The following is a 22,051-nucleotide window of genomic DNA, read 5'->3' on the forward strand; positions in this document are numbered from 1 at the left end:
CTGTTAAGCTGCTGCAGTGCGGATCATATTCCGCGCGATCAGTATTTGCTGAATCTGGGTTGTCCCCTCGTAGATGCGGAAGAGACGCACATCGCGATAGAAGCGCTCGACCGCATATTCGGCCATGTATCCTGCACCGCCGTGGATTTGCACTGCGCGATCGGCCACTCGACCTACCATCTCACTGGCAAACATCTTGCAGCAGGCAGCATCAGTCGACACGTTCTGACCAGCGTCCTTGCGGCGTGCTGTTTCTTCGATCATGCAACGCGCTGCGAAGGCCTCGGCGCGACTGTCAGCCAGCATGGCTTGGATCAGTTGCTTTTCAGCGATGGGTTCACCGAATTGTTTGCGTTCCATCGCATAGGATAGGCTGTCACGGATCAGCCGTTCGGCGGCGCCCACACAGACGGCAGAAATATGCAGTCGGCCCCGGTCAAGGACTTTCATTGCTGTCTTAAAGCCCTTGTTCAGACGGTCCGGCCCGCCGATAATGTTCGCGGCAGGCACGCGGACATTGTCAAGGATGACGTCGCATGTGTGCGAGCCCTTCTGCCCCATCTTCCTGTCAGGCTGGCCAAGCGTTATGCCTGGCGTCCCTGCCTCGACGAGAAAGGCGCTTACGCCGGCAGAACCTTCCGCCTCTGGATTGGTCCGGGCAAAAACCGTGAATAGATCGGCACGCGGTGCATTGGTAATGTAGCGTTTCGTGCCGTTCAGAAGGAAATCGTTACCGTCACGCCGCGCCGTAGTGCGCAGACTGCCAGCATCCGACCCAGCATCTGGCTCGGTTAGGGCGAAGGATGCGATCATATCTCCGGACGCGAGAGCTGGTAGATACTGCGCCTTCTGCTCGTCGGTTCCATCGATGATGATTCCCTGAGAGCCGATCCCGTTGTTGGTGCCAACTAGCGACCGGAACGCAGGCGAAGCCTGGCCAAGAACGAAAGCGGCTTGCACTTCCTCTATCATCGACAAGCCGAGCCCGCCGAAATCTTCCGGGATCGACATGCCGAAAAGGCCCATCATGCGGATTTCATCGACCAGCATCGGCGGAATCACATCCTCGTCGGCGACGCGATCCTCGTAAGGGATTAGTCGCTCTTTCACGAAGCGGTCGAGCGCGTCGAGAAACTGGGAAAGGGTATCTTTATCAAGGGCCATGATGCTCTCTATTGTTCAGGGTGCGACCGCCGCAACGCGGCGGACAAGATCGACAAGGCGGTGCGCGACGTCGCTTTCGATCCAGTCGCGCGTAAGGGTTTGCGAAGGGCCACCGCAGTTGAAGGCAATAATGGGTGAGCCGTCCTTCGGCACGAAGGGCACCGCTACAGCGTTCACATCACGTTTCCACTCCGTGAAGGACGTGCAGTAACCGTGCTGTTGGTAGTCTGCGATAGCTGCTTCGATTCCGGGCTGCACATTCGGCCAGTTGTCGCCTTCATGTTCCTCCACAAGGGCCAGAATTCTGGCCCGCTCATCCGGGTCGTGCGCCGCTATGCAGGCGCGACCAACCGCGGTCGTGGCCAGTTTAATATGGGCACCAACCTCGATCGCCAGCGTGACGGCATTAGTGCCCTTGCACCGCTCCAGATAGACCATCGATAGCCGGTCACGACTGGCCATGGCCACCGGCATGCCTGTGTAATCAGCCAGCTCCTGCATAAAGGGCTTCGCCAGTTGCCGCAGCGGAATCCCTGCAAGGCAGGAGAAACCCAACGAAAGCACTGGAGGGGCCAGTCGATAACGTGCTGTATCCGGGTCGTAGCTGAGGTATTCCAGCTTGTTCAGTGTATAGGCCAGCCGGGAGACCGTCGATCTGCTCAGGCCAGTGCGCTCGGCCAACTCACCGTTCCCCAGAGCCTCCCCTTCCCGCCGAAAGGCCCGCAACAGCTCCAAGCCGCGCGCCAACGCCGTGACAAAATCGCGATCCTGTTTCTCGGCATCCTTGGTGCGGTCTTTCCTTGGTCTCACGATATCCCTCCTCGGAAAGAATTATGCGTCTTGAAACACACCTAAACGATCGATAACGTCCGAGTCAATACTGCGGTAAACTTTCCCGCTATGCGGAAAATTAAGGTCGTCCACCTAGTCCCATTCGTGCCGGATCCTGCGGATGACACAACTAAGCGAGGGCATAATGCCATGAAAGAAATGAATTATCCGACCATCCAGCACCTCATCGGACGAGACTGGATCGCTTCTCCCACGCCAGAGGATCGTGCAGTCATAAACCCTGCAAACGGGCAAACTATCGGACAGATTCCGCAGGCTAGCGCCGCAGATCTAGACCATGCGGTTCACTCGGCCGAATCAGCTTTTCGCCGATGGAAAAACAGCTCTCCCATGGAACGAAGTGCGATTTTGCGGCGGTTTGCCGACCTGCTGCGCCAAAATGACAGACTGATCGCTGGCTGGATCACTCTCGATGAAGGCAAGCCGCTGGCTGAGGCTTTGGCTGAGGTCCGCGCCTCGGCTGACCACGTTGACTGGCACGCCGAGGAATGTCGGCGCATTTATGGGCGCATCATTCCATCACGCAGCCCGCGGGTACAGCAGCTTGTCGTGCGCGAACCGATAGGCGTCTGCCTTGCCATCACGCCTTGGAATTTTCCGCTGAGCCAAGCGGTACGCAAGGTCGCGGCGGCGCTTGCGTCAGGTTGCACGATGATCTTAAAAGCCCCGGCAGAGGCTCCGGCGGGTTGCATGGCAATTGCTCGCTATCTGCTGGATGCAGGATTGCCCGAAGGCTGTCTGAACCTTGTCTGGGGTAATGCGGCCTTCATTTCGGAAACTCTAATTGCGCGCCCCGAGGTGCGCAAAATCACCTTCACCGGTTCGGTCGAGGTGGGCAAGCATCTGGCAGAATTGGCTGGCCGCCATATGAAGCGGGCGACGATGGAGCTCGGCGGTCACGCGCCCGTATTGGTGTTCGACGACACCGATGCCACGGCCGCGGCGCGCGCCTTGGCGGTCAACAAGCTGCGCAATGCAGGCCAGGTGTGCATCGCCCCAACCCGGTTTTACGTACAACAAGGCATCTACGATCGATTTCTGTCCGAACTAGTTTCAGCATTTGAGAGCGTAAAGGTGGGCGCTGGTTTAGCCGAAGGCACGCAGATGGGACCATTGTGTCATCGCGGACGCGTGAATGCGATGGAAAAGCTCGTCGAGGATGCCCGCGAAAACGGCGCACGGGTGTTGACGGGAGGCAAAAGGCTTGGAAATCATGGTAACTTCTATGCCCCGACAATCGTCGATACGCCCAACGACGACATTGACTTGATGCGCGAAGAACCCTTCGGCCCGATTGCTGTCGTCTCGTCTTTTCGTGACATAGAGGACGGACTGTCGCGGGCCAACGGGCTACCCTTCGGGCTGGCGTCCTATGTCTTTACCAATTCGTTAGAGCGTGCAGATAAAGCAGCTGCGGGTTTGCAGGCAGGTATGGTAAGCATCAACCAGTTCGGCCTCGCTCTGCCCGAGACTCCGTTTGGAGGCGTGAGAGACAGCGGCTATGGGACTGAAGGCGGGACGGAAACCTTCGAAGGCTATCTCATTACCAAATTTATCTCGCGCAATCGCGCGCCAGTGCTGTGAGGATGCCCATGCCTGTTGAATTAAGCTTCTCAAATGACGCAGCAATTCTGACCATAGACAATTCGCCGCTTAACCTAATCAACGCGGAGGTTCGGGCTGGAATACAACACTGTATCTTCAAAGTCCTCGAAACTGGGGCTACCAGGCTGATTATCACCGGCACAGGAACGACCTTCGTCGCGGGCGCGGATGCGAAGGAATTCGGTAAGTTGCCTGTTGATCCACAACTAAATGATGTGCTGATGCAACTTGCACACCTCCCGATTCCTACTATCGCAGCAATCAACGGGGCTGCGCTTGGTGGGGGACTAGAGATTGCTCTGGCTTGCTGCTATCGCATCGCCTCAACTTCTGCCAAACTGGGCTTGCCAGAGGTAAACTTGGGGATCGTGCCTGGCGCAGGGGGAACCCAAAGACTGCCGCGACTTATCGGTATTGAAGCTGCGCTTGACATGATTGTCACCGGGAAGGCTGTTTCCGCCGAGCAGGCACTGAAAATGGGACTGATCCAGCTGCTAGCCGATGACCCGCTTGGCGCGGCCATAGCTCTCGATGACGATGTACTTGAGGCGGCACAGGCACCCGACAATCTTCCTTCACCAAAGCCAAACCACGTCGCAGCGGAAGTCGCCCGAGCGCATGTAGCGCGGCGTATGCCTGGCCAGAATGCCCCGCAGGTTGCGGTGAACCTAGTCGCGACCAGTGCGACGACGCCGCTGCACGACGCACTAGCCAGCGAGCGCTCTGCGTTTTTGGACCTTCGTACCTCGGATCAGGCGCGGGCCCTTAGGCACGTTTTCTTCACCGAGCGTACCGCAACCAACAAGGGGCGCGCCTACCCCCGACCTTCCCGAGATGCTGAAACCGCCATCGTGGTCGGTGGTGGCAATATGGGCGCAGCTATTGCGTACACGCTGGCGACCGCAGGGATCTCGGTGACTGTCGTCGAACGTAGTGCCTCGTCCGCCGAGTGGGCCAGTAAAAACCTGCAAAAGCTGATTGATCAGGGTATCAGTCGCGGTATTCTGTCCGTCGATGCGGCAAAGACGGTTGAAGACCGGCTGGTTACGGTCTCAGGCTATGACGCTCTGCCACCAACCGATCTAGCAATCGAGGCGGCCTTCGAGGATTTTGCGGTTAAGACCGCGATCCTGACCGAACTCGAAGGCGCACTGCCACCCGAGACCATCATTGCCACAAACACATCCTATCTCGATGTAAATCGGCTCTCTGATGGGTTGAAACACCCGGCACGCTTTGTAGGGATGCATTTCTTCAGTCCTGCGCATATTATGAAACTTCTGGAAGTCGTCAGGAGCGACCGAACGTCAGACGGAACATTAGGTGCAGCACTTGTGCTGGCGCACAGGCTTGGTAAAATCCCGGTACTGTCTGGTGTTTGCGATGGCTTCATCGGAAACCGAATTTTGTCGAGCTACCGTCGCGCCGCTAATCGCCTTCTGGTGGAGGGGGCTAATGTCGACGAGATCGACGCGGCTATGCGCGGATTCGGTATGGCGATGGGTCCATATGCTGCACAGGACATGTCGGGGCTGGACATCGCCTACGCGAATATCCGTCGCAAGGCAGTTGCCGAAGGGAACTGCTGTGGTCACGTGCCCTTGGTCGAGCGGCTGGTCGAAAAGCACAAACGCCTAGGACGCAAATCGGGCGCCGGATGGTACGACTATGGGCCAGACGGCAAACCCTCACATTCGGAGCTGGTCGCTAGCGAAATACTCCGTGTCTCAGAAGAAATGAACTTCACTCGCCGCGAGTTCTCAGCTGACGAAATCGTAGAAAGGCTCTTGCTCACAATGGTGGCGGAAGCCTGCGATATCCTTGACGAAGGCGTAGCAGAAAAACCGCAAGACATCGACCTAGTAATGATTCACGGCTACGGATTTCCCCGCTGGCGGGGAGGCCTGATGCACCACGCCAAAAATATCGGCAAGGATCGGTTGACCGCGCTCTTCAGCGCGCATGTCAAAGAGGATCCTTGCGGCTGGAGGGTGCCTCGTTATTTAGAAAGAGTTTTCGCGACCGGGGAGGAACATGTCAGCATGTTTCCCACGATCACCGGCAGATAAGTTGTCTTTCTGTGGTAGAGGGAGTCTGTTTTGCAAATGGGGTGCAAGCGACCAAGCAAACCTGAAGAGGTTTCGAATGCGGTCCTGTTCCTCGCATCGGATGAGTCATCGTTCGTTCACGGAGCAGAGATTGTAGTAGATGGCGGTTATACTGCGAATTGACAGGGACCCATCCCGAGTAACGGCTCGGAATCCGGGCCGTTACCACCATTGCAAATTTTGAAAACGATAAAAGCCAATGAAAATAATTGCTCCTATAAAACGCCTAATTGACCACAACGTGAAGGTTCGCGTTAAGGCGGACGGGAGCGGAGTTGATCTCGCGAATGTGAAGATGTCGATGAACCCGTTCGACGAGATTGCGGTCGAAGAGGCGATCCGGCTGAAGGAAGCGGGCAAGGCGGACGAGGTTGTCGTCGTCTCGATCGGCGTGAAGCAGGCGCAGGAAACGCTGCGCACGGCGCTGGCGATGGGCGCGGACCGGGCGATCCTGGTTGTGGCCGCCGATGACGTGCACCAGGACATCGAGCCGCTGGCGGTGGCCAAGATCCTGAAGGCCGTGATCGACGCCGAGGCGCCGGGCCTGGTGATCGCGGGCAAGCAGGCGATCGACAATGACATGAACGCCACCGGCCAGATGCTGGCGGCGCTGCTGGGCTGGGGCCAGGCGACCTATGCCTCCGAGGTCGGGATCGAAGGCGATCATGCCGTCGTGACCCGCGAAGTGGATGGCGGGTTGCAGACGATCAAGGTCAAGCTGCCGGCGATCGTCACCGCCGATTTGCGCCTGAACGAGCCGCGCTATGCCTCGCTGCCCAACATCATGAAGGCCAAGAAGAAGCCGCTGGATGAGAAGACCGCCGCCGATTACGGCGTCGATGTCACCCCGCGCCTGGAGATTGTGAAAACCGCCGAGCCCGCCGCACGGTCGGCAGGCGAGATGGTCGGCTCGGTCGACGAGCTGGTGTCGAAACTGAAAGAAAAGGGGATCGTGTAATGGCTGTTCTTCTCCTTGCAGAAATCGCCGGTGGCGCGCTGGCGCTGGACGCCACCGCCAAGGCGGTGACCGCTGCCAAATCGCTGGGCGATGTGACCGTTCTGGTTGCGGGCCCTGCTGCTGCGGGTCAGGCCGCGTCGCAGATCGACGGCGTGGCGAAGGTTGTGGTCGCGGATGACGCGGCCTACGCCAACGGCCTGGCCGAGCCGGTCGCCGATCTGGTGGTCAGCCTGGCAGGCAATTATGAACATATCGTTGCTCCCTCCACGGCAAGCGCGAAAAACATCCTGCCGCGCGTTGCGGCGCTGCTGGATGTGATGGTTCTGTCGGACGTGACGGCCATCCTGGACGGGTCCACGTTCGAGCGCCCGATCTACGCGGGCAACGCGATGCAGACGGTAAAGTCCAACGATTCCAAGAAGTTACTGACCGTCCGCACCACCGCCTTCGACGCGGCTGGCCAGGGTGGCTCGGCCGCCGTCGAGGCCATCGCAGCAGCCGGCAACGCGGGCCTGAGCGCCTGGGTCGAGGACAAGGTCGCGGCGTCGGATCGTCCGGAACTGACCTCGGCCAAGGTCGTGGTCTCGGGCGGGCGCGGCGTCGGTTCCGAGGAAAATTTCGCGATTATTGAAGCACTTGCGGACAAACTGGGTGCTGCCGTCGGCGCCTCGCGCGCGGCTGTGGACTCTGGGTTCGCACCGAACGACTGGCAGGTCGGCCAGACCGGCAAGGTCGTGGCGCCCGAGCTGTATATCGCGGTCGGGATTTCCGGGGCAATTCAACACCTTGCGGGGATGAAGGACAGTAAGGTCATCGTCGCCATCAACAAGGACGAAGAGGCCCCCATCTTCCAAATCGCCGATTACGGCCTCGTCGCAGACCTCTTCGACGCAGTCCCGGACCTGACAAAGGCACTCAAAGAATGACAAACGTCTATATCTGCGATTACATCCGCACACCAATCGGTCGCTATGGCGGCGCGCTTTCTTCTGTGCGAGCCGACGATCTTGGCGCAATCCCACTCAGGGCCTTGGCCAGCCGAAACCCGGGGCTAGATCTAGCGACCATTGACGAAGTGATTTTTGGCTGCGCCAACCAAGCGGGAGAGGACAACCGTAATGTTGCTCGCATGTCGCTTCTACTAGCTGGATTTCCGGATTGTGTACCGGGGACAACAATGAATCGGTTGTGCGGGTCGGGCATGGATGCGATAATCACGGCCGCCCGCGCTATCAAATCAGGAGAGGCCGATCTCATTGTCGCAGGTGGTGTGGAAAGCATGTCGCGTGCTCCGTTTGTGATGCCAAAAGCTACAACAGTATTCTCGCGCGAGAATAGTGTGGAAGACACCACCATCGGCTGGCGCTTCGTCAATAGACTGATGAAGAGCCAATACGGCGTCGACAGTATGCCTGAAACGGCCGAAAACGTGGCTGAAGTCTTCGGCATCAACCGCGCCGACCAAGATGCTTTCGCCCTACATTCCCAGCAAAAGGCGAGCGTTGCTATGGCGAACGGTCGTTTGGCCCGTGAAATTGTCCCGGTAGAGATTCCTCAGCGAAAGGGGGAGCCAAAGATCGTCGTACAGGATGAACACCCTCGCGCGAGTACGACTTTGGAAGCGCTCGCCCAACTGAAAACTTTCGTAAAAGCGGATGGCACGGTAACCGCAGGGAATTCTTCAGGCGTGAACGATGGTGCCGCAGCATTGATCCTTGCCACCAGCGACGTCGCAAAAAAATTTGGCCTCACGCCGGTCGCAAGGGTCTTGGGCGGCGCAACCGCCGGCGTTGCACCGCGCATCATGGGTTTCGGGCCGGCACCGGCGTCGAAAAAGCTGATGGCGCGACTTGGACTGAAACAAGAAGACTTCTCGGTGATCGAACTTAACGAAGCCTTTGCTTCGCAGGGTCTGGCCACACTACGGCACCTGGGGATCGCGGATGATGATGCCCGCGTGAACCCAAACGGCGGCGCTATTGCTCTCGGCCATCCGCTTGGCATGTCGGGTGCCCGCATCACCGGCTCAGCGATGCTGGACCTCAAACCTGGAGAAAAGTCGTTGTCGACCATGTGTATTGGCGTGGGACAGGGAATTGCAATCGCACTCGAAGCTGTCTGAGGTGCCGTGACAGCCTAAAAATTACCATAATCATGATTACGCGATTATTGGTCGACCCCAAATTTTCCGTGTAGAATTCGCCCTCTACCACCTCCCTGTGGGCGATACCCTGGCGGTACCGGAACCTCTCTCCGGTGCCGCCCTTTCCTGAAAGAACGATTGAACGGCCCATAATGTTTGCGAGACGGATCATCACGTGACCTGCGTTTCGGCAGGCATTCCATTCCGGCGATCTCGCGCCATCCCAAGATTTCTTCTCTGCACTTCCGAATGTAACATATATCGCGTGGCGATATTTCGCGCATCGTGTCCGTTTCAACGGCATGAACTTGCGGGACCGTGTAGCACTAAACATCCAGGAATTGAGACGCGCCCGCAGCCTCAGCCAGGAGGAGCTTGCTCATCGGGCCGATGTGAGTCGCGGCCATATGGGCAAGCTCGAGAACGCCAAGTTCGCGGCCTCCCTCGACCTTCTCGAACGTATCGCCAAAGCACTGAACGTAGATCCAGCAGAGCTCTTCACAAAACGCTAGCCAGTTTTTGCCAGCCCCTGATGCGTCCTGGAGCGGAACGTCTCAAGAGGTAGTCAAATGGAGTGCAGAGAGTTCGATGGGTAAGAAGAAGACAGGCTGGCCCTTCCAGAACGGGTTTCTGAACGACGGTGCGCAGGAGATTCACCTGTTCACCGATTACCGTTGGAATGATGGCTCGGTGAGCCGCCGCTGGCATGTCGATCCAGAACGCTTTGATGCTTGTCTGGTCGAGCTTCGCCCAGTTTCCCTGAAGGCATCAGACCGTTCGGATCAGTAGGAGAACCACTCCGAGTGGCCCATGTTGCCCTCGTAGTCGCCGTATTCAACCATGATACTGCGCAAATAGAAGTACGAGGAACCTCCGCCGGTCGGATAGGCGATCTCCTGACCGCCTTCCGATACGAATGCCTCGGGCCAGGGCGTGTGGGATCGGTAGACCCGCTGGATGTACCGGCAGGTGCGGTTCTCTCGGTCGCAGGAACGGAGAGACCAGTCCCAATACTGTTCACCTCCCCTTTCTCTATAGGCTTGACCGGTGAACCAGATCACATGGGTGCGGTTCAGCCATTCGTATTCGGGCAGAGTGGTGTCGAGCTCGCCCTCCCCGCCGGGCCCGCCCAGCTCGACCGGCACATGTGCGAAGGTGCAGACCCCGAAGGGCGGCAGGCTCGGCCAGGGCGTGATGCGGCGGATCATAGTGCGATAGGCCCGTGCACAGACTGCGCTCGGGGGGAAGCCGCCAGCCATGCAGAGCATGATGGCGCAGTCGATGTCATAGGCCTGCGCCTTCCCCGGGGCTCCGAACACCGCCATCACCCCCATCGCCGCTGCCATCGCCTGTCGCTTCATGTCGCTCTCCCGCAAAAGTTGCGCAGACTATCGCGCAATATGTATTTTTCTGCAATATGTCGTATTGACTCCATATGACTTTATGGCCTTAGTGTCGTGCAGTAGAAGGGCTCTCGTGGGGAGAGTCCGAACATGCCGATAGCGCGCAACCAGATCCTGATCACCATCGATGGTGTCAAAGACCTGTCCGAACAGGGCATCGCGTTCCGCTGCCGGTATGAACTCGTGGGGTTCACGGACGATGGCAAGCCGCGCTACCAGTGCATCTACCTGCGCGAGGGTGAGCCGGAAGCCATTCTGGTCTCGACCCGGATCACCCCGCACGGGCCTGAGCCGCGGTATTTCAACATATGGCCAGGGCTCTTCAAACATCATCTCGAGTTCGGTGACGGGCGCGATCTGCGCTTTGGTCCTGACTACAGCATCACCCTCGAGGAGCGCGGCTGACGTTATCGCCTTCGGCCGCGACGGCACAGCCCGGACTTCGGGCTGGACCTTTCACGGTGAGCGCCCTGCCTGGGCTGGTTTGGAACATAGCGCTGAAGCCGAGGTCGTTCTGGCCTCGTTGGACGCCACGCCGCCTTCCAGTCGCGACGACACCCTCTCCCTGATCCGCACGACTGCCGTCCGCCACCAGGGGAACCGTGCCCTGCGGCAGGTCAGCCTTGATGCGGACGACTGGCAAATTCTGTTCCGCGCCCTGGTCGAGGCTGAAAGCAGCTACAACCCGACCGCCGTCAGCCCGAAGGATGCCTATGGTCTTGGCCAGCTGATGCCGGATACTGCCCGTGCGCTCGGCGTCGATCCGCGCGATCCCTCCCAGAACCTCGACGGCGCGGCGCGGTATCTGCTCGCACAACTCGGAACGTTCAAGGACATCGACTTGGCGCTCGCGGCCTACAATGCCGGACCGCACCGGGTGGTCGAGTATTCCGGCATCCCGCCTTTCATCGAGACCCGCGACTACATCGCGCGCATCCACCGGATCCGGTCCCGACTTGCGGGTACACCTGTTTCCGCGCCGGACATCCGCGTCGCAGACCGGGTTCCAGCCCGCGCGCCGGTCCTCATCGATCTTCAGTAAAACAAGGGAACTTCGCATGCTTCGACATCGCCTCAGCCGCCTCTTGCCTGCCACCACAACCTTGGCGGCTCTCGCAAGCCCTGCCTTCGCGCAGGACTTGTCGCCGATCCAGACCATGCTGGAAACCGTCGAGGCCGCGCTGACCGGTCCGATTGGGATCGCGGTTGCCACACTCGCCGTCATCGGCACTGGTTTCATGTGCATGATGGGGCGGCTGAACTGGGGCTGGTTCGCCTCGGTCATCATCGGGATCGTGCTGATCTTCTCGGCCGGCACCATCGTCGACGGCTTCTCCTGAGGTTGGAGAATAGAGTTGGCAGAACGATCCCCCCTTTTTCTGGGCCTCGCCCGACCGCCCAAGTATCTGGGCCTCCCTGTCGGATACCTCGTGGTGCTGGCGACCGGGGTCGTTCTGCCGTTCATCTGGACCAAGTCCATGGTCTTCTTCCTGATCGGCCTCGTCGCCTATCCGATCCTCTGGTTCGTCGCCGACCGCGAGCCGCATTTCTTCGAGGTCCTGCGCGTTTCCTACGGCTCGGTGCGCCCGACGAAGAACCGCGCCCTGCATGGAGGCGACAGCTTTGGCGCTTGATGCGGGCACACTTTCCACTCACGGAACCGCTCTGCTTCAGGCTGGCGGCGGGGAGTTCGCGCGGGAGAGCTATCTCGCTGATCACCTGCCGTATTTCGCGCTTGCCGATGACGATGTGATGGTGCTGCGCGAGGGCGATCTGATGGCGACCCTGCGCCTTGATGGTCTGAACCCGATGACCAGCGAAGACGCACGGCTCGATGCGCTCAAGCGCGCGGTTGCCGCCATCGTCGCCCAGACCGGCAATGCCTTCGGCTTTTACATCCACCGCATCTCCGTGCCACAGGATCTGGGGATGCGCCCCATCGAGGGCGACAGCTTCGCCGCCGCGATAGATGCCCGCTGGCAGGCCCATGTGAAAGACCTGCGCCCGGCCAAGCGCCAACTCTATCTCAGCGTGATCCGGCGCCCCGATATCTCCGCGCGCATTCCATTCCTTCGGACGCTGGCCCGCAAAGCCTGGGTCAAGGACCGCGCGACGCGCCTGCAGGAGCTGAACGAGGTCATGGGCTTTTTCGAGGTGGCTCTGTCTTCGGCCAACCCTGTGCGCCTGACCCGCACGGGTGGTGAATGGCTGGGCTATCTAAACACGCTGAACGCGGGCAGCTTCTCCCCCATAGCCTTCGGACAAAGCGCTCTGCCTCTTTCACATATTTTGAGCAATTGCCGCGCGACCTTCGACGGCGACGTCGTCACCCTGACCGACGCCGTGACTGGGCGGGTCAAATACGGCGCGCTCTTTTCGATGAAGACCTACCCGGCATTGACCGATGTGACGCTGCTCGACGCGCTCGACCTGCCGCTCGACATCGTGCTCACGAACTCCTTCAGCCCGATCCCGAACAACATCATGGCCGAACGCATCCAGCGCATCATCCGCCAGATGCAGGCCTCCGACGATGCGGCCGTCTCCCTGCGCGAACAATTGGGCCAGGCTGCCGACGACCAGGAGGCAGGACGCATCGCCTTCGGGGACCATCACCTCTCCATCGCGGTCTACGCGCCGGACCGCGACACGCTCGAACGGGCCGCCGCCCAGATCAAACGCGTGGGTCAGGAGATCATGTCCGTCATCGTGCGCGAGAACATGGCGCTGAAAGCCACCTACTTCGCACAATCCCCCGGCAATTTCGGCTACCGCGCTCGCAAGACGCCGATTTCCTCCATCAATTTCGCCGACTTCGCAGCTCTGCATGGTAGCGTCGAAGGACGCGGTCCTGATCAGTCGCCCTGGGGTCAGACCATTTCGGTCCTGCCCACGGTCGGCACCTCTGGTTATCGCTTCAATTTCCACGAGGCGGGAGCCCCAGGCAAGGAACCGACCGTTGGCCATACGCTGGTTCTGGGGCGCACCGGGACCGGCAAGACGCTCACCACTGCCTTTCTCGCAGCGCAGGCGCAGCGGGTCGGCGCACGGCTTTTCTTCTTCGACAAGGATCGCGGCCTGGAGATGGCCGTGCGCGCCCTCGGCGGGCGCTATAACGAAATCCGGGCTGGCGTGCCGACAGGTCTGAACCCGCTCGCCACCGAAACCGACGAGCGCGGCCGCGCCTGGCTCTCGGACTGGCTTGCGACACTTCTCACACGGAATGGCACGCTCTCGGGCGAGCAATCCCGCCATATCCAAAGCGCGGTCGGCCAGAACGCCGATGCGGGGGCGGCGCTGCAGCGTTTCGCCAGTTTCGAGACCCTGTTCCAGTCACTCGATGATGATGGCGAGCTGCAATCCCGCGTTGCCGAATGGGCCCCCGGCGGGCGCTATGGCTGGGTGTTCGACGAGCCCGAGCGCGGCGCGGGCCTCAAGCTCACGGGCGACATCGTCGGGTTTGATATGACCGAGATCCTCGACATGACGACCGAGCGCATGGCGGTACTCTCCTACATCTTCCGCCAGATCGAACGCGTGGTCGAAGACCGCCGTCCCACCATCATCGTGCTCGACGAAGCGTGGAAGCTCTTGGACGATCCGTATTTCGGGGCGCGGCTGGAAAACTGGCTGGTGACGCTTCGCAAGATGAACTGCGTCGTCATCATGATGACGCAGTATCCGAGCCAGTTGCGCGACAGCCGCGTCGGCAAAACCATCGTCGAGACGGTGCCGACGCAGATCCTCTTCCCGAACGATCGCGCCACCGTCTCCGATTACGATTTTCTCCGCGTCAACGCCAAGGAGGCTGCCCTTCTCGTGCAGCCGACCATCGGCCAGCGCATCGCGCTTATCCGCTCGGCGGGCGACAGCGTCTTCGTCGATGCCGATCTCTCCGCACTTGGCGACCTCCTTCCCATCCTTGGCGGCGGCGCCACTGGCGAGGCCCGCGTGCCTGCCGATTGGCGCGCCAATCCCGATTTCTGGAGACATGTGATATGAGTTCGAAACCCCTCCTCGCGCTTTGCGCCGCCGCGAGCCTTCTTTCCGCTTGCGAGAAATACACCGAGAAAACCTCGCCCTGTTTCGGACGCAATGGCGAGCCGCAAGTGACGCGGTCCGCCCTGTCCTTCTCGACCATGGGCGCACCGGTGCAGGAGACGGCCAAGCCTGACTGCACCTTCGAGCCCCTGCCCCGTTCGGAATGAGCCGCGCCGCGATCATATCCGCCGGGCTCTGCCTCGGCCTCAGCGCCCTGCCTGCGCATGCCCAGGGCGTGCCGACACAGGACAATTCCGCGATCGGTCGCGCCATCGCCCGGGTGAGGGCATTGGCCGAGGATCTAAGCGTCCAGCAGGACAAGGATCGGACCGAGTCCACGCTGGCGGATGTGCAGGCCGACCAGCTGCGCGTCCTCGAGGAAATGACCGCTGCCATTACCGGGCCTGGCTTCGACATCCGTGCGCTCGAGGGCAATGCGGATTTCGGGGTGGCGGCGGTCTATCCCAATACCGATCCAAGCCCGATGAACAGCCGCCTCTTCGGCGAGGGCCGCGAGACGGTCGAGATGATGATCGTCGAGGTCGCCGGCGAGTTCGCAGGCGCGCCCGGTGTGGCCCGCGCCGGTCTCTCGGCCACCCAGTGGCGCTGCCTCTTCCAGGCTCTGATTAAACAGGAGAGTCGCTTCAACGTCGCCGCTGAAAGCCCGGTCGGGGCTTATGGCCTGACCCAGCTCATGCCTGGCACCGCCTCCGATCTCGGCGTCGACCGCTATGACGTGAAAGACAACCTCCGCGGCGGCGCGCGCTATATCACCACCCAGCTCAACCGCTTCGGCAACATACCCCATGCGCTCGCGGCCTATAACGCGGGGCCGGGTCGGGTCATCGAATACGGGGGCGTGCCGCCCTTTGCCGAGACCCAAGGCTATGTGCGCAACATCTCGAAATTCTACAACGAATACCTCGCTGTGGTGGGCGGTGCCGACGCGCTTGGCACGCTCTCGCCCTCGGATTTTGCGCTCGCCGAATATGCCAGCATCTCCGAGGCGGGCGTCTATTACGCCGCCGACAGTTCGGCAACGACCGAGCAAGTGATCAACCGCCTCCGCGCGATCATCCTGCAGATCGATGCGCAACCCAATGCCAAGGCGGCCTGGGAACTCAACACCTACGCCAAGGCCGAGATTGGCCGCATCCTCAACCTTCGCGTCCGGCTGATGGCCGCCAACCAGCAGCGCGAGGCGGTCTATGCGCAGCACCTCGTCGCAGACCGGTTGGCGGAGCGCGACTTCATGCAGATGGGAGTTCCCGAATGAGACAGCTTCTCCTGACCGTGGCCGCGGTCGCCACACTCGGGTTTACCTCGCCCGCAACGGCCCAGGGCGTCCCAACCTTTGATGGCTCGCAGCTTGGTCAACTCGTGGCGCAGCTCGAACACATGGCCGAGGACCTGAATGTCCAGATGCAGCAGCTCGCCACAATGCGGCTGGAACTGGAAACCCAGCTCTCGCAGCTCACGAACCTCGAGGCGCAACTGACCTCGCTCATTGAAGGCAGCGGGCTCGGAGAACTCTTCGCCACGGTCGAAGAATTCCGAGCGCTGCGCGGCAAGCTGGTGGCGCCCCTCAATACCGCACAATCGCTGGCAAGCGGCGATTTTCTCAGCGGCTTCAATCCGGGTGCAGAACTCTCGGCCTCGGTCGAACGGGTGCTTTCGGGCAGCGGGTTTACTTCGGAACGCCTGAGCACGCTTTCTGGCTCGGATGAGCCCGCCGATAACCGCATCGCCGCTTCCGCCGGGGCCAGCGCCATGCTCTCCGTCGCGGCACAGGAAAGCCACGAAGAAGCGGGCCAAAGCCTTGAGCGGCTCGAGACCATGGTCGGGCTCATCGACGATCAGGACGGGCTGAAGGCTGCCGTCGATCTCAACACCCGCGTCACCGCCGAGCTTGGCATCATCCTGACCCAGATTTGGCGGCTGGAAGCGGCGCAAGGCGTGAGTGCCGGCCAGCTTGGCGTTGTCGATGCCGCGACCCTCGCGGATGAGCGCAAGTTCCGCTCGATGGCGGTGGATCCATGAGGCAAACCATGACCCGCAGCTTGGCTCCAGGCCGGGCGCTCGGTCTCGCCGCCCTTGTCTTGAGCATCCTGCACAATGCTGCGTCGGCCCAGACCCCGAGCACGAACCCTTCCGGCGACACGCCCTTCAACTCGATGGCCATCGCGCGGGATCAAACGGATGAATGTCGTGTTCCGAAACCCCCTACCGATCTGGCCGAAACCGCCTATCTGCGCAATGGCTACCGCGCGATCTTGCGCATCCTGATTGCCGAAGAGGCGCTCGCTTCGGAAACCTGCACCTGCCTGCTGGATCAGTTCGCCTGGGATCAGGCGCTTGCCGCCCTGCCCCGGTTCCAGACCTCGGACAACCCGCGCCTGCCCTTCAACGTGCTCGAGCTCTACGCCAAGGCGGACGCGCTCGAGGCGCAAGTTGTGGAGGCCTGTGCGGAGTAAATGGGGGTCATTCGCGACATCCTTGGCCAAGTCGACGCCGCGGTGAACACCGTGGCGCAGGACGGCTTTATCTCCTCGGCGGCCTCGGTCGGTAATGTCATCTCGGCGGGCGCGACGCTCCTTGTCGTGCTCCTCGGGATCAACGCGGTCATGCAGCTCCGCCCCCTGCCCTTCGGAACCGGGTTTGCCTTCGGGATGAAAGTGGCCCTGGTCGGGATCTTCGCGCAGAGTTGGGATAATTTCAGCGTCATCTATGACATCGTCACGCGCGTGCCCGACTCCGTGGGCGCCTCGATCCTGGCGCTTACCGGCTCGGGCGACGAGGCAGGGGTCTATGAGAGCCTCGACAATATGGTCGCCCGCATCACCGCCTATGGCGATACGATCGGCGACCGCGCGGGCTGGGTCTTCGGCGCGGTTCTGGGTGCCATCTTCTTCGTCCTCTCCGCCGTCTTCGCCGCCGTCACCGCAGGGATCATCGCCTTCGCCCGCATCGTCTTCGCGCTGATGATCGTCATCGCCCCCTTCATGATCGTGACCTCGCTGTTCAAACCGACCCAGTCCCTCTTCGAGGCCTGGACCCGCGCCACCATTGGCTACGCGCTCATGCCGGTCGCCGCAGCAGGCGCCGCGGGCATCATCGTCGCCATCGCCGAAGCGATCGGGGACGCCTCCGCCGATCCGGGCGATGTCGAAACCGTCAGCCTGATCCTGCCCTTCCTCGTCATTCTGATCCTCAGCGCCGGGATCATGGCCTCGGTGCCCTACATCGCCTCCAATCTCACCGGTGTCGTCGGCATCGCGTCCAATGCCGTCGGTCTCACGGGCCTTGCGCGCCAGGGGTTCGTGAACACACGGGAGTATGGCGCGGGCGCAACCTCGCGCCTCGTCACCGGCAAGTCCCCGCATGAGCTGAACCAGATGGCCAATGCGGGTGTGGTGAAGACCGGCGAGCTGATCCGGCAAAGCCCCGGCGCGCTTCTCTCCGCCGCCAAGGCCTTCCGCAAACCCTGATGTGAAAGACGACGACTTTGAAGAAGCTTGTGACCAGTTCCTCCGCGCCTGACCGCGACGCTTTCGAGGCGGATTTCATCTACGGGCCAAGACGGCGTGAGCGTTTCGCCTGGTTCGTTGCGGCGGCAGGCGTGCTGGTTGGTGTTGCCGGCATGGTCGCGGGCGCGAGCCTCTTTCCACTCAAATCGACCGAGACCTTCGTCGTCGTGGTCGACAAGGAAACCGGAGAGATGGACCGGGTCGCCGCCGTACAGGCGCTGACGCTTTCCGAGAGCGACGCCATCATCCAGGCCAATCTCGTGGCCTATGTCGATGATCGGGAAACCTATGACCTGACCGATGGCGAGCAGCGTATCAACTCGGTGCTCAACCGTTCCGATGGCGATGCCGCCCGCACGCTGCGCGATCTCTGGTCCTCGACCAACGAAGACTACCCGATCACCGTCTATGGCCGCGACGCCAAGATCGAGGTGGTGATCAAGTCCGTGAACCAGATCGAGCGCGGCGTGGCCCAGGTCCGCTTCACCCGCACGCTGCGCCGTCCCCGCGACACCCGCACCGTCACCCGGTCCTATGTCGCTACCGTTGGTTATGACTTCCAACCTGAAACCCGCCAGCGCCTTCAGGACGTCTGGGCCAACCCCTTGGGCTTCGTGGTGACCTCCTACCGCGTCGACGCCGAGACTCTGGAGAACTGACCAAGATGAAATCTCTGCCCGCGCTTTTCCTGGCGCTTGCCCTTCCTGTTGCCGCAAACGCCGAGGCCACGCCGCAAGGCGGCCCGCTCGACATCCGCATCCGCACCGCCGTCTATAGTGAAAACCAGGTCTATCGGATCGAAACCGATCTGAGGCATTCGACCACGATCCATTTCGGGGCGGGCGAGCGCTTCGAGGCCGTGATCGTCGGCGACACCGAAAGCTTCCAGGTCGATCCGATCCCAGAGCTTGGCAATGTGCTGACCATCAAACCGCATGTGGCCAATGCCTCCACCAACATGACGGTGATCACCAACCGACGCACCTATTCCTTCCACCTGCGCGAAGGCTCGATCCCGAACCGCACCGGCATGTTCTTCGAAGTCCGCTTCCGCTACCCCGATGAGGAACGTCGAGCGACGGCGGCTACCCAGCCCAAAGGCTTTGAGGCGCCCCGCAACTACAACTACCGCGTCTCGGGCGAAGGTGATTTCCGCCCCAGCCATATCTATGACGACGGGCGCTATACCTACTTCGTCATCCCGGAAAACGGTCGCCAGCCCGCCCTCTTCAAGGCCGATGACCAGGGCCGTGAGCGCACGGTCAACTGGACCCAGCAAGGCAACACGGTCCGGGTGCTTGGGGTGAACACCTACTGGTCGCTGCGTATCGGCGATGAGGCGATCTGCGCCTGGCGCGACGAGAGCGCCATCTACGTGAGCAACTGACCATGGCCGAACAAACCCCTCCCGACCTTCAGGACCGTCTCGACCAGTTCAGCCAGCGCGGCAAGTCCAAGCCCCGCGGAAACAGCCTCGGGGTCGGCGCGCTCGCGGCCGCCCTCGCCCTTGGCGGGGCCGGGGTCGCGTATTTTCTGGCCACCGGTCTGCAGGAAGGTGACAGTGCGCTTGAGACCTCCGATGTCGAGACCTTTCAGGACCGCCGCCCCGGCTCCGGCGGGCGGCTGAAGTTTCCGCCCGACGAGACCGAGCAACGGGTCAATGACGCACTGATCGCCGTCGAGGAAGCGCTCGACGTGCCCGCCGCCCCTGCCCCGGAACCGAGCGCCGAGGTGCTGGCCGAAATCGCCAAGCTCCGCGAAGCCCTCGCCGCCAGCCAGGCTGCCCGCAACTCGGAAATCCAATCCGCTGTCGCGGACCTGCGCGAGGCCTTCGACGAGCAAAAGGCCGCGCTCGAAGCAACGCTCGCCGCAAAGGAAACCGAGCTGGCAAACCTCCAACGCCAGACCGAGACTCGCATCGAGGGGCTGCAGGCCATGCTCGATGCCGAACGGGCGCAGCGCGAGGGGCTTGAGGCCGAGCTCGATCGCGAAGGGGTGATCGCCGATCAGCGCCTTCTCGAACAACGCCGGCGTCAGGAAGAGGAGCAGCGTCTGCGCGAGGCCGAACGCATCGCCGAGGAGCTTCTGACTGCCCAGATCAAATCCCCCGCCGTGGTCTATGCGGACGGTCCACGTGGTGGTGCGAGTGGCGCGGCGGTGGCCGATCCTGCCGCCGCTGGCGCAAGTGGACCGGCCCTCTCGGGCAACGAGCAGTTCTTGCAGAGTGCGCGACCGCTCGAGGTGCAGGAGGCCGCCCGCCTCATCCATCCCGAACGCACGCTGACCCAAGGATCCGTCATCCAGGCGGCGCTGCAAACCGCTATTAACAGCGATCTGCCCGGCTCCGTTGTCGCGGTGGTCTCCGAGCCGGTGCTGGCGTTTTCCGGAGACCGGATCCTGATCCCCCGGGGCTCCCGCCTTTTTGGCCAATACCGCTCCGGGATCGAAATGCACCAGAAGCGCATCCTGATCCTTTGGACCCGCGTCCTGACCCCGGACGGCACCTCGATGGAAATCGCCGCTGTGGGCGGCGACCAGCTTGGCCGCTCGGGCCTCACTGGTCTCGTCGACACCAAGTTTGCCGAGCGCTTCGGCGGGGCGGCGCTGATTTCCGTGATCGGGGCGGCGCCTGCCGTGGCGGCGGAGAGTGCCAACAACGAGACGACAAGCATTGTCCTGGGCGATGTCAGCAGCGACCTGCAGGACGCTGTCGGGTCGGTCATCGCCGATCAGGTCTCGATCGCGCCGACGATCTATGTCGATCAGGGCGCCTCGGTCACCGTGCTCGTGGACCGGGATGTGGTGATCTACGGGGGTTCCGGTTCACAATGAAAAAGAAGCATCAGGTTTCGCGTTCGAGCCGCAGGCGAGAGGCAGCGAAACCAGGTTCAATATTACCGGAATCACCGAATTGATGGATCAGGCCTCGCCAGCCTCATACCTCGAGCGTTATCTCGACCCGTTCCGCGATCTCCTGCGGCGTGACGACGTGGTCGAGATCGCGATCAACCCCGACGGCAAGGTCTGGCTCGAGGTCGCGGGGGATGCCAGCATGCGCCACGAAGGTCAGACCGTGGATCGGACCACAGCCCTCAACATGGCCCAGACCATCGTCGGCGATGCCAAGGCCCGCGTCTCTGAAAAGAACCCCCTCGTCTCCGGCAAGGTGGAATATGCGGGCCGCCCGCTTCGGGTCCAGGTCGCCGTGCCGCCCGCCATCGATCGCGGTGCCTCGATCACCATTCGCCTCTTCGCCTCTGGCAGCATTAGGGACTACGCCCCGGCTTATCTCTTCGGCAAGGCCGTCTCGCTCGACGCCCTCCGCGCGGAGAAGATGAAAAACATCGCCAGTCTAGCGGAGGAGAACCTTGAGGCCGCGCTGCAGACTCTGGTCGAGGCGCGGCTCAACGTCCTGATCAGCGGCGGCACCTCGACCGGGAAGACCACGTTCGCCCGCCACCTCCTGACCCATGTGAGCGAGCACGAGCGGCTGATCACCATCGAAGACGCTTTTGAGCTCTTCCCCGGCCAGCCCAACACCGTCGCCCTCCTTGCCGACCGCGGTGCCGGTTCGCAACGCAGCGCCAACGCTCTCCTTCAAGCCTCCCTCCGTATGCGACCTGACCGGATCATCGTCGGCGAGCTGCGCGGTGCCGAGGCCCTGACCTACCTCGAGGCCATCAACACCGGCCATGGCGGGTCGGTTTCCACCATCCACGCGGAAACCGCAGAACTCGCAATCGATCGACTGGCGATCATGGTGCTGCAGGCCGGCACACCACTGACCTTTGCCGAGGTTCGGGAATACATCCGGAAATCCATCGATGTGATCGTCCAGCTCGGGCGGGCCGAGGGGAAGCGGGGGATTACGGAGTTCTATCTGCCGGGGTCGAGAAAACTACCGACATAGACGGCGCGATGCAGCCGTTTGCAACGCTGAACTGAACTTCCGCAAGGCGAAGTGTAGCGTTCACGCCAAAAGGAGACAGCTGACGTATTATCAACGGGCAGCGGTGACACTCCGGACCTTGGGGCGTTGAAGGAGTATCGCACAATTTCTTTGACCGCAGCGCGAAGAAAAACCTAACTATTTGAATTACGTATGATACTCTCTATGCGAGCAGCAGCGGGGTCGGCACAACCACCCTAAAACGAAAGGAGGCGACCACTGACTCAAGTACTTCCAGAAGATTTGGTTAATATAGTTTCGGGCGATCCAGAAGAGTTGGGTGTTCATCTCCAGCTTGTTA

Annotated in this window: 24 protein-coding genes and 1 pseudogene; 22 read left to right on the top strand and 3 right to left on the bottom strand. The window is 61.3% G+C overall.

From position 1 onward, the window contains the following. Nucleotides 1–3: 3 nt before the first annotated feature. Complete coding sequence (locus ACGYLX_RS17780; protein WP_007120593.1) at nucleotides 4–1,164, bottom strand: acyl-CoA dehydrogenase family protein; 1,161 nt, start codon at nucleotides 1,162–1,164, stop codon at nucleotides 4–6. 15 nt (nucleotides 1,165–1,179) lie between these two features. Further along, complete coding sequence (locus ACGYLX_RS17785; RefSeq protein ID WP_007120594.1) at nucleotides 1,180–1,974, bottom strand: IclR family transcriptional regulator; 795 nt, start codon at nucleotides 1,972–1,974, stop codon at nucleotides 1,180–1,182. A gap of 171 nt (nucleotides 1,975–2,145) precedes the next feature. Here ACGYLX_RS17785 and ACGYLX_RS17790 point away from each other — a divergent pair, with 171 nt between their 5' ends. The 8 genes and pseudogenes from ACGYLX_RS17790 (at nucleotide 2,146) to ACGYLX_RS17825 (ending at nucleotide 9,619) form a co-directional block, all read left to right on the top strand. Further along, on the top strand, nucleotides 2,146–3,600 hold the full coding sequence (locus ACGYLX_RS17790) for an NAD-dependent succinate-semialdehyde dehydrogenase (protein ID WP_232272174.1): 1,455 nt from the start codon (nucleotides 2,146–2,148) through the stop codon (nucleotides 3,598–3,600). Between the two features lie 8 nt (nucleotides 3,601–3,608). Beyond that, nucleotides 3,609–5,690, top strand: coding sequence for an FAD-dependent oxidoreductase (locus tag ACGYLX_RS17795; RefSeq protein ID WP_197918802.1), 2,082 nt, complete (start codon nucleotides 3,609–3,611; stop codon nucleotides 5,688–5,690). Nucleotides 5,691–5,735: 45 nt separating this feature from the next. After that, nucleotides 5,736–5,852: pseudogene (locus ACGYLX_RS17800) on the top strand (SDR family oxidoreductase); the annotation flags it as partial. A gap of 76 nt (nucleotides 5,853–5,928) precedes the next feature. Beyond that, on the top strand, nucleotides 5,929–6,687 hold the full coding sequence (locus ACGYLX_RS17805) for an electron transfer flavoprotein subunit beta/FixA family protein (RefSeq protein WP_009827023.1): 759 nt from the start codon (nucleotides 5,929–5,931) through the stop codon (nucleotides 6,685–6,687). Beyond that, nucleotides 6,687–7,613, top strand: a complete 927-nt coding sequence (locus ACGYLX_RS17810) for an FAD-binding protein (RefSeq protein WP_009827022.1) — start codon at nucleotides 6,687–6,689, stop codon at nucleotides 7,611–7,613. Before ACGYLX_RS17805 ends, ACGYLX_RS17810 begins: the two co-directional genes overlap by 1 nt. After that, nucleotides 7,610–8,809, top strand: coding sequence for a 3-oxoadipyl-CoA thiolase (pcaF, locus tag ACGYLX_RS17815; RefSeq protein WP_007120599.1), 1,200 nt, complete (start codon nucleotides 7,610–7,612; stop codon nucleotides 8,807–8,809). The genes ACGYLX_RS17810 and pcaF overlap by 4 nt, the downstream gene beginning before the upstream one ends. Before the next feature lie 323 nt (nucleotides 8,810–9,132). After that, on the top strand, nucleotides 9,133–9,342 hold the full coding sequence (locus tag ACGYLX_RS17820; protein ID WP_007120600.1) for a helix-turn-helix domain-containing protein: 210 nt from the start codon (nucleotides 9,133–9,135) through the stop codon (nucleotides 9,340–9,342). Nucleotides 9,343–9,418: 76 nt separating this feature from the next. Further along, on the top strand, nucleotides 9,419–9,619 hold the full coding sequence (locus ACGYLX_RS17825) for a hypothetical protein (protein WP_007120601.1): 201 nt from the start codon (nucleotides 9,419–9,421) through the stop codon (nucleotides 9,617–9,619). On the opposite strand, the gene ACGYLX_RS17830 is transcribed toward ACGYLX_RS17825, so the two are convergent. Beyond that, nucleotides 9,613–10,191 carry a hypothetical protein gene (locus ACGYLX_RS17830; protein ID WP_007120602.1) on the bottom strand — a complete coding sequence of 193 codons (579 nt, stop codon included), beginning with the start codon at nucleotides 10,189–10,191 and terminating at the stop codon, nucleotides 9,613–9,615. The two genes, ACGYLX_RS17825 and ACGYLX_RS17830, sit on opposite strands and share 7 nt — an antisense overlap. 132 nt (nucleotides 10,192–10,323) lie before the next feature. On the opposite strand from ACGYLX_RS17830, the gene ACGYLX_RS17835 reads away from it, so the two are divergent. The 14 genes from ACGYLX_RS17835 to virB11 all read left to right on the top strand — a co-directional run bounded on the left by ACGYLX_RS17835 (nucleotide 10,324) and on the right by virB11 (nucleotide 21,711). Further along, nucleotides 10,324–10,638 (top strand): hypothetical protein, encoded by a 315-nt coding sequence (locus ACGYLX_RS17835; protein ID WP_007120603.1) that lies wholly within the window; start codon nucleotides 10,324–10,326, stop codon nucleotides 10,636–10,638. Between the two features lie 79 nt (nucleotides 10,639–10,717). Next, nucleotides 10,718–11,275: a lytic transglycosylase domain-containing protein gene (locus ACGYLX_RS17840; protein ID WP_007120604.1), complete on the top strand. Its 558-nt coding sequence runs from the start codon at nucleotides 10,718–10,720 to the stop codon at nucleotides 11,273–11,275. Between the two features lie 16 nt (nucleotides 11,276–11,291). Next, entirely contained in the window at nucleotides 11,292–11,573 is a 282-nt protein-coding gene (locus ACGYLX_RS17845; protein WP_007120605.1) for a TrbC/VirB2 family protein, read from the top strand. A 15-nt stretch (nucleotides 11,574–11,588) separates the two neighbouring features. After that, a complete protein-coding gene (locus ACGYLX_RS17850; RefSeq protein WP_038070148.1) occupies nucleotides 11,589–11,867 on the top strand; it encodes a type IV secretion system protein VirB3 in 279 nt (92 codons plus the stop codon). Beyond that, on the top strand, nucleotides 11,842–14,235 hold the full coding sequence (locus ACGYLX_RS17855) for a type IV secretion system protein B4 (protein WP_007120607.1): 2,394 nt from the start codon (nucleotides 11,842–11,844) through the stop codon (nucleotides 14,233–14,235). Before ACGYLX_RS17850 ends, ACGYLX_RS17855 begins: the two co-directional genes overlap by 26 nt. Then, nucleotides 14,232–14,441 carry a hypothetical protein gene (locus ACGYLX_RS17860; protein WP_007120608.1) on the top strand — a complete coding sequence of 70 codons (210 nt, stop codon included), beginning with the start codon at nucleotides 14,232–14,234 and terminating at the stop codon, nucleotides 14,439–14,441. The genes ACGYLX_RS17855 and ACGYLX_RS17860 overlap by 4 nt, the downstream gene beginning before the upstream one ends. Further along, complete coding sequence (locus tag ACGYLX_RS17865; protein ID WP_007120609.1) at nucleotides 14,438–15,550, top strand: lytic transglycosylase domain-containing protein; 1,113 nt, start codon at nucleotides 14,438–14,440, stop codon at nucleotides 15,548–15,550. The genes ACGYLX_RS17860 and ACGYLX_RS17865 overlap by 4 nt, the downstream gene beginning before the upstream one ends. After that, nucleotides 15,547–16,314 carry a type IV secretion system protein gene (locus ACGYLX_RS17870; protein ID WP_007120610.1) on the top strand — a complete coding sequence of 256 codons (768 nt, stop codon included), beginning with the start codon at nucleotides 15,547–15,549 and terminating at the stop codon, nucleotides 16,312–16,314. The genes ACGYLX_RS17865 and ACGYLX_RS17870 overlap by 4 nt, the downstream gene beginning before the upstream one ends. Nucleotides 16,315–16,322: 8 nt before the next feature. Next, a complete protein-coding gene (locus ACGYLX_RS17875) occupies nucleotides 16,323–16,748 on the top strand; it encodes a hypothetical protein (RefSeq protein WP_007120611.1) in 426 nt (141 codons plus the stop codon). Continuing rightward, nucleotides 16,749–17,762 (top strand): type IV secretion system protein, encoded by a 1,014-nt coding sequence (locus ACGYLX_RS17880; RefSeq protein WP_007120612.1) that lies wholly within the window; start codon nucleotides 16,749–16,751, stop codon nucleotides 17,760–17,762. 17 nt (nucleotides 17,763–17,779) lie between these two features. After that, nucleotides 17,780–18,460, top strand: a complete 681-nt coding sequence (locus ACGYLX_RS17885; protein ID WP_007120613.1) for a virB8 family protein — start codon at nucleotides 17,780–17,782, stop codon at nucleotides 18,458–18,460. Nucleotides 18,461–18,465: 5 nt separating this feature from the next. Beyond that, nucleotides 18,466–19,188, top strand: a complete 723-nt coding sequence (locus tag ACGYLX_RS17890) for a TrbG/VirB9 family P-type conjugative transfer protein (protein ID WP_007120614.1) — start codon at nucleotides 18,466–18,468, stop codon at nucleotides 19,186–19,188. A gap of 2 nt (nucleotides 19,189–19,190) precedes the next feature. Next, entirely contained in the window at nucleotides 19,191–20,633 is a 1,443-nt protein-coding gene (locus ACGYLX_RS17895) for a TrbI/VirB10 family protein (RefSeq protein WP_007120615.1), read from the top strand. A gap of 82 nt (nucleotides 20,634–20,715) precedes the next feature. Beyond that, complete coding sequence (gene virB11 / locus ACGYLX_RS17900) at nucleotides 20,716–21,711, top strand: P-type DNA transfer ATPase VirB11 (protein WP_007120616.1); 996 nt, start codon at nucleotides 20,716–20,718, stop codon at nucleotides 21,709–21,711. The last annotated feature ends 340 nt before the right edge of the window (nucleotides 21,712–22,051 follow it).

This window comes from Sulfitobacter sp. 1A13496 (assembly GCF_043557225.1).
GTDB classification, from domain to species: Bacteria; Pseudomonadota; Alphaproteobacteria; order Rhodobacterales; family Rhodobacteraceae; genus Sulfitobacter; species Sulfitobacter faviae.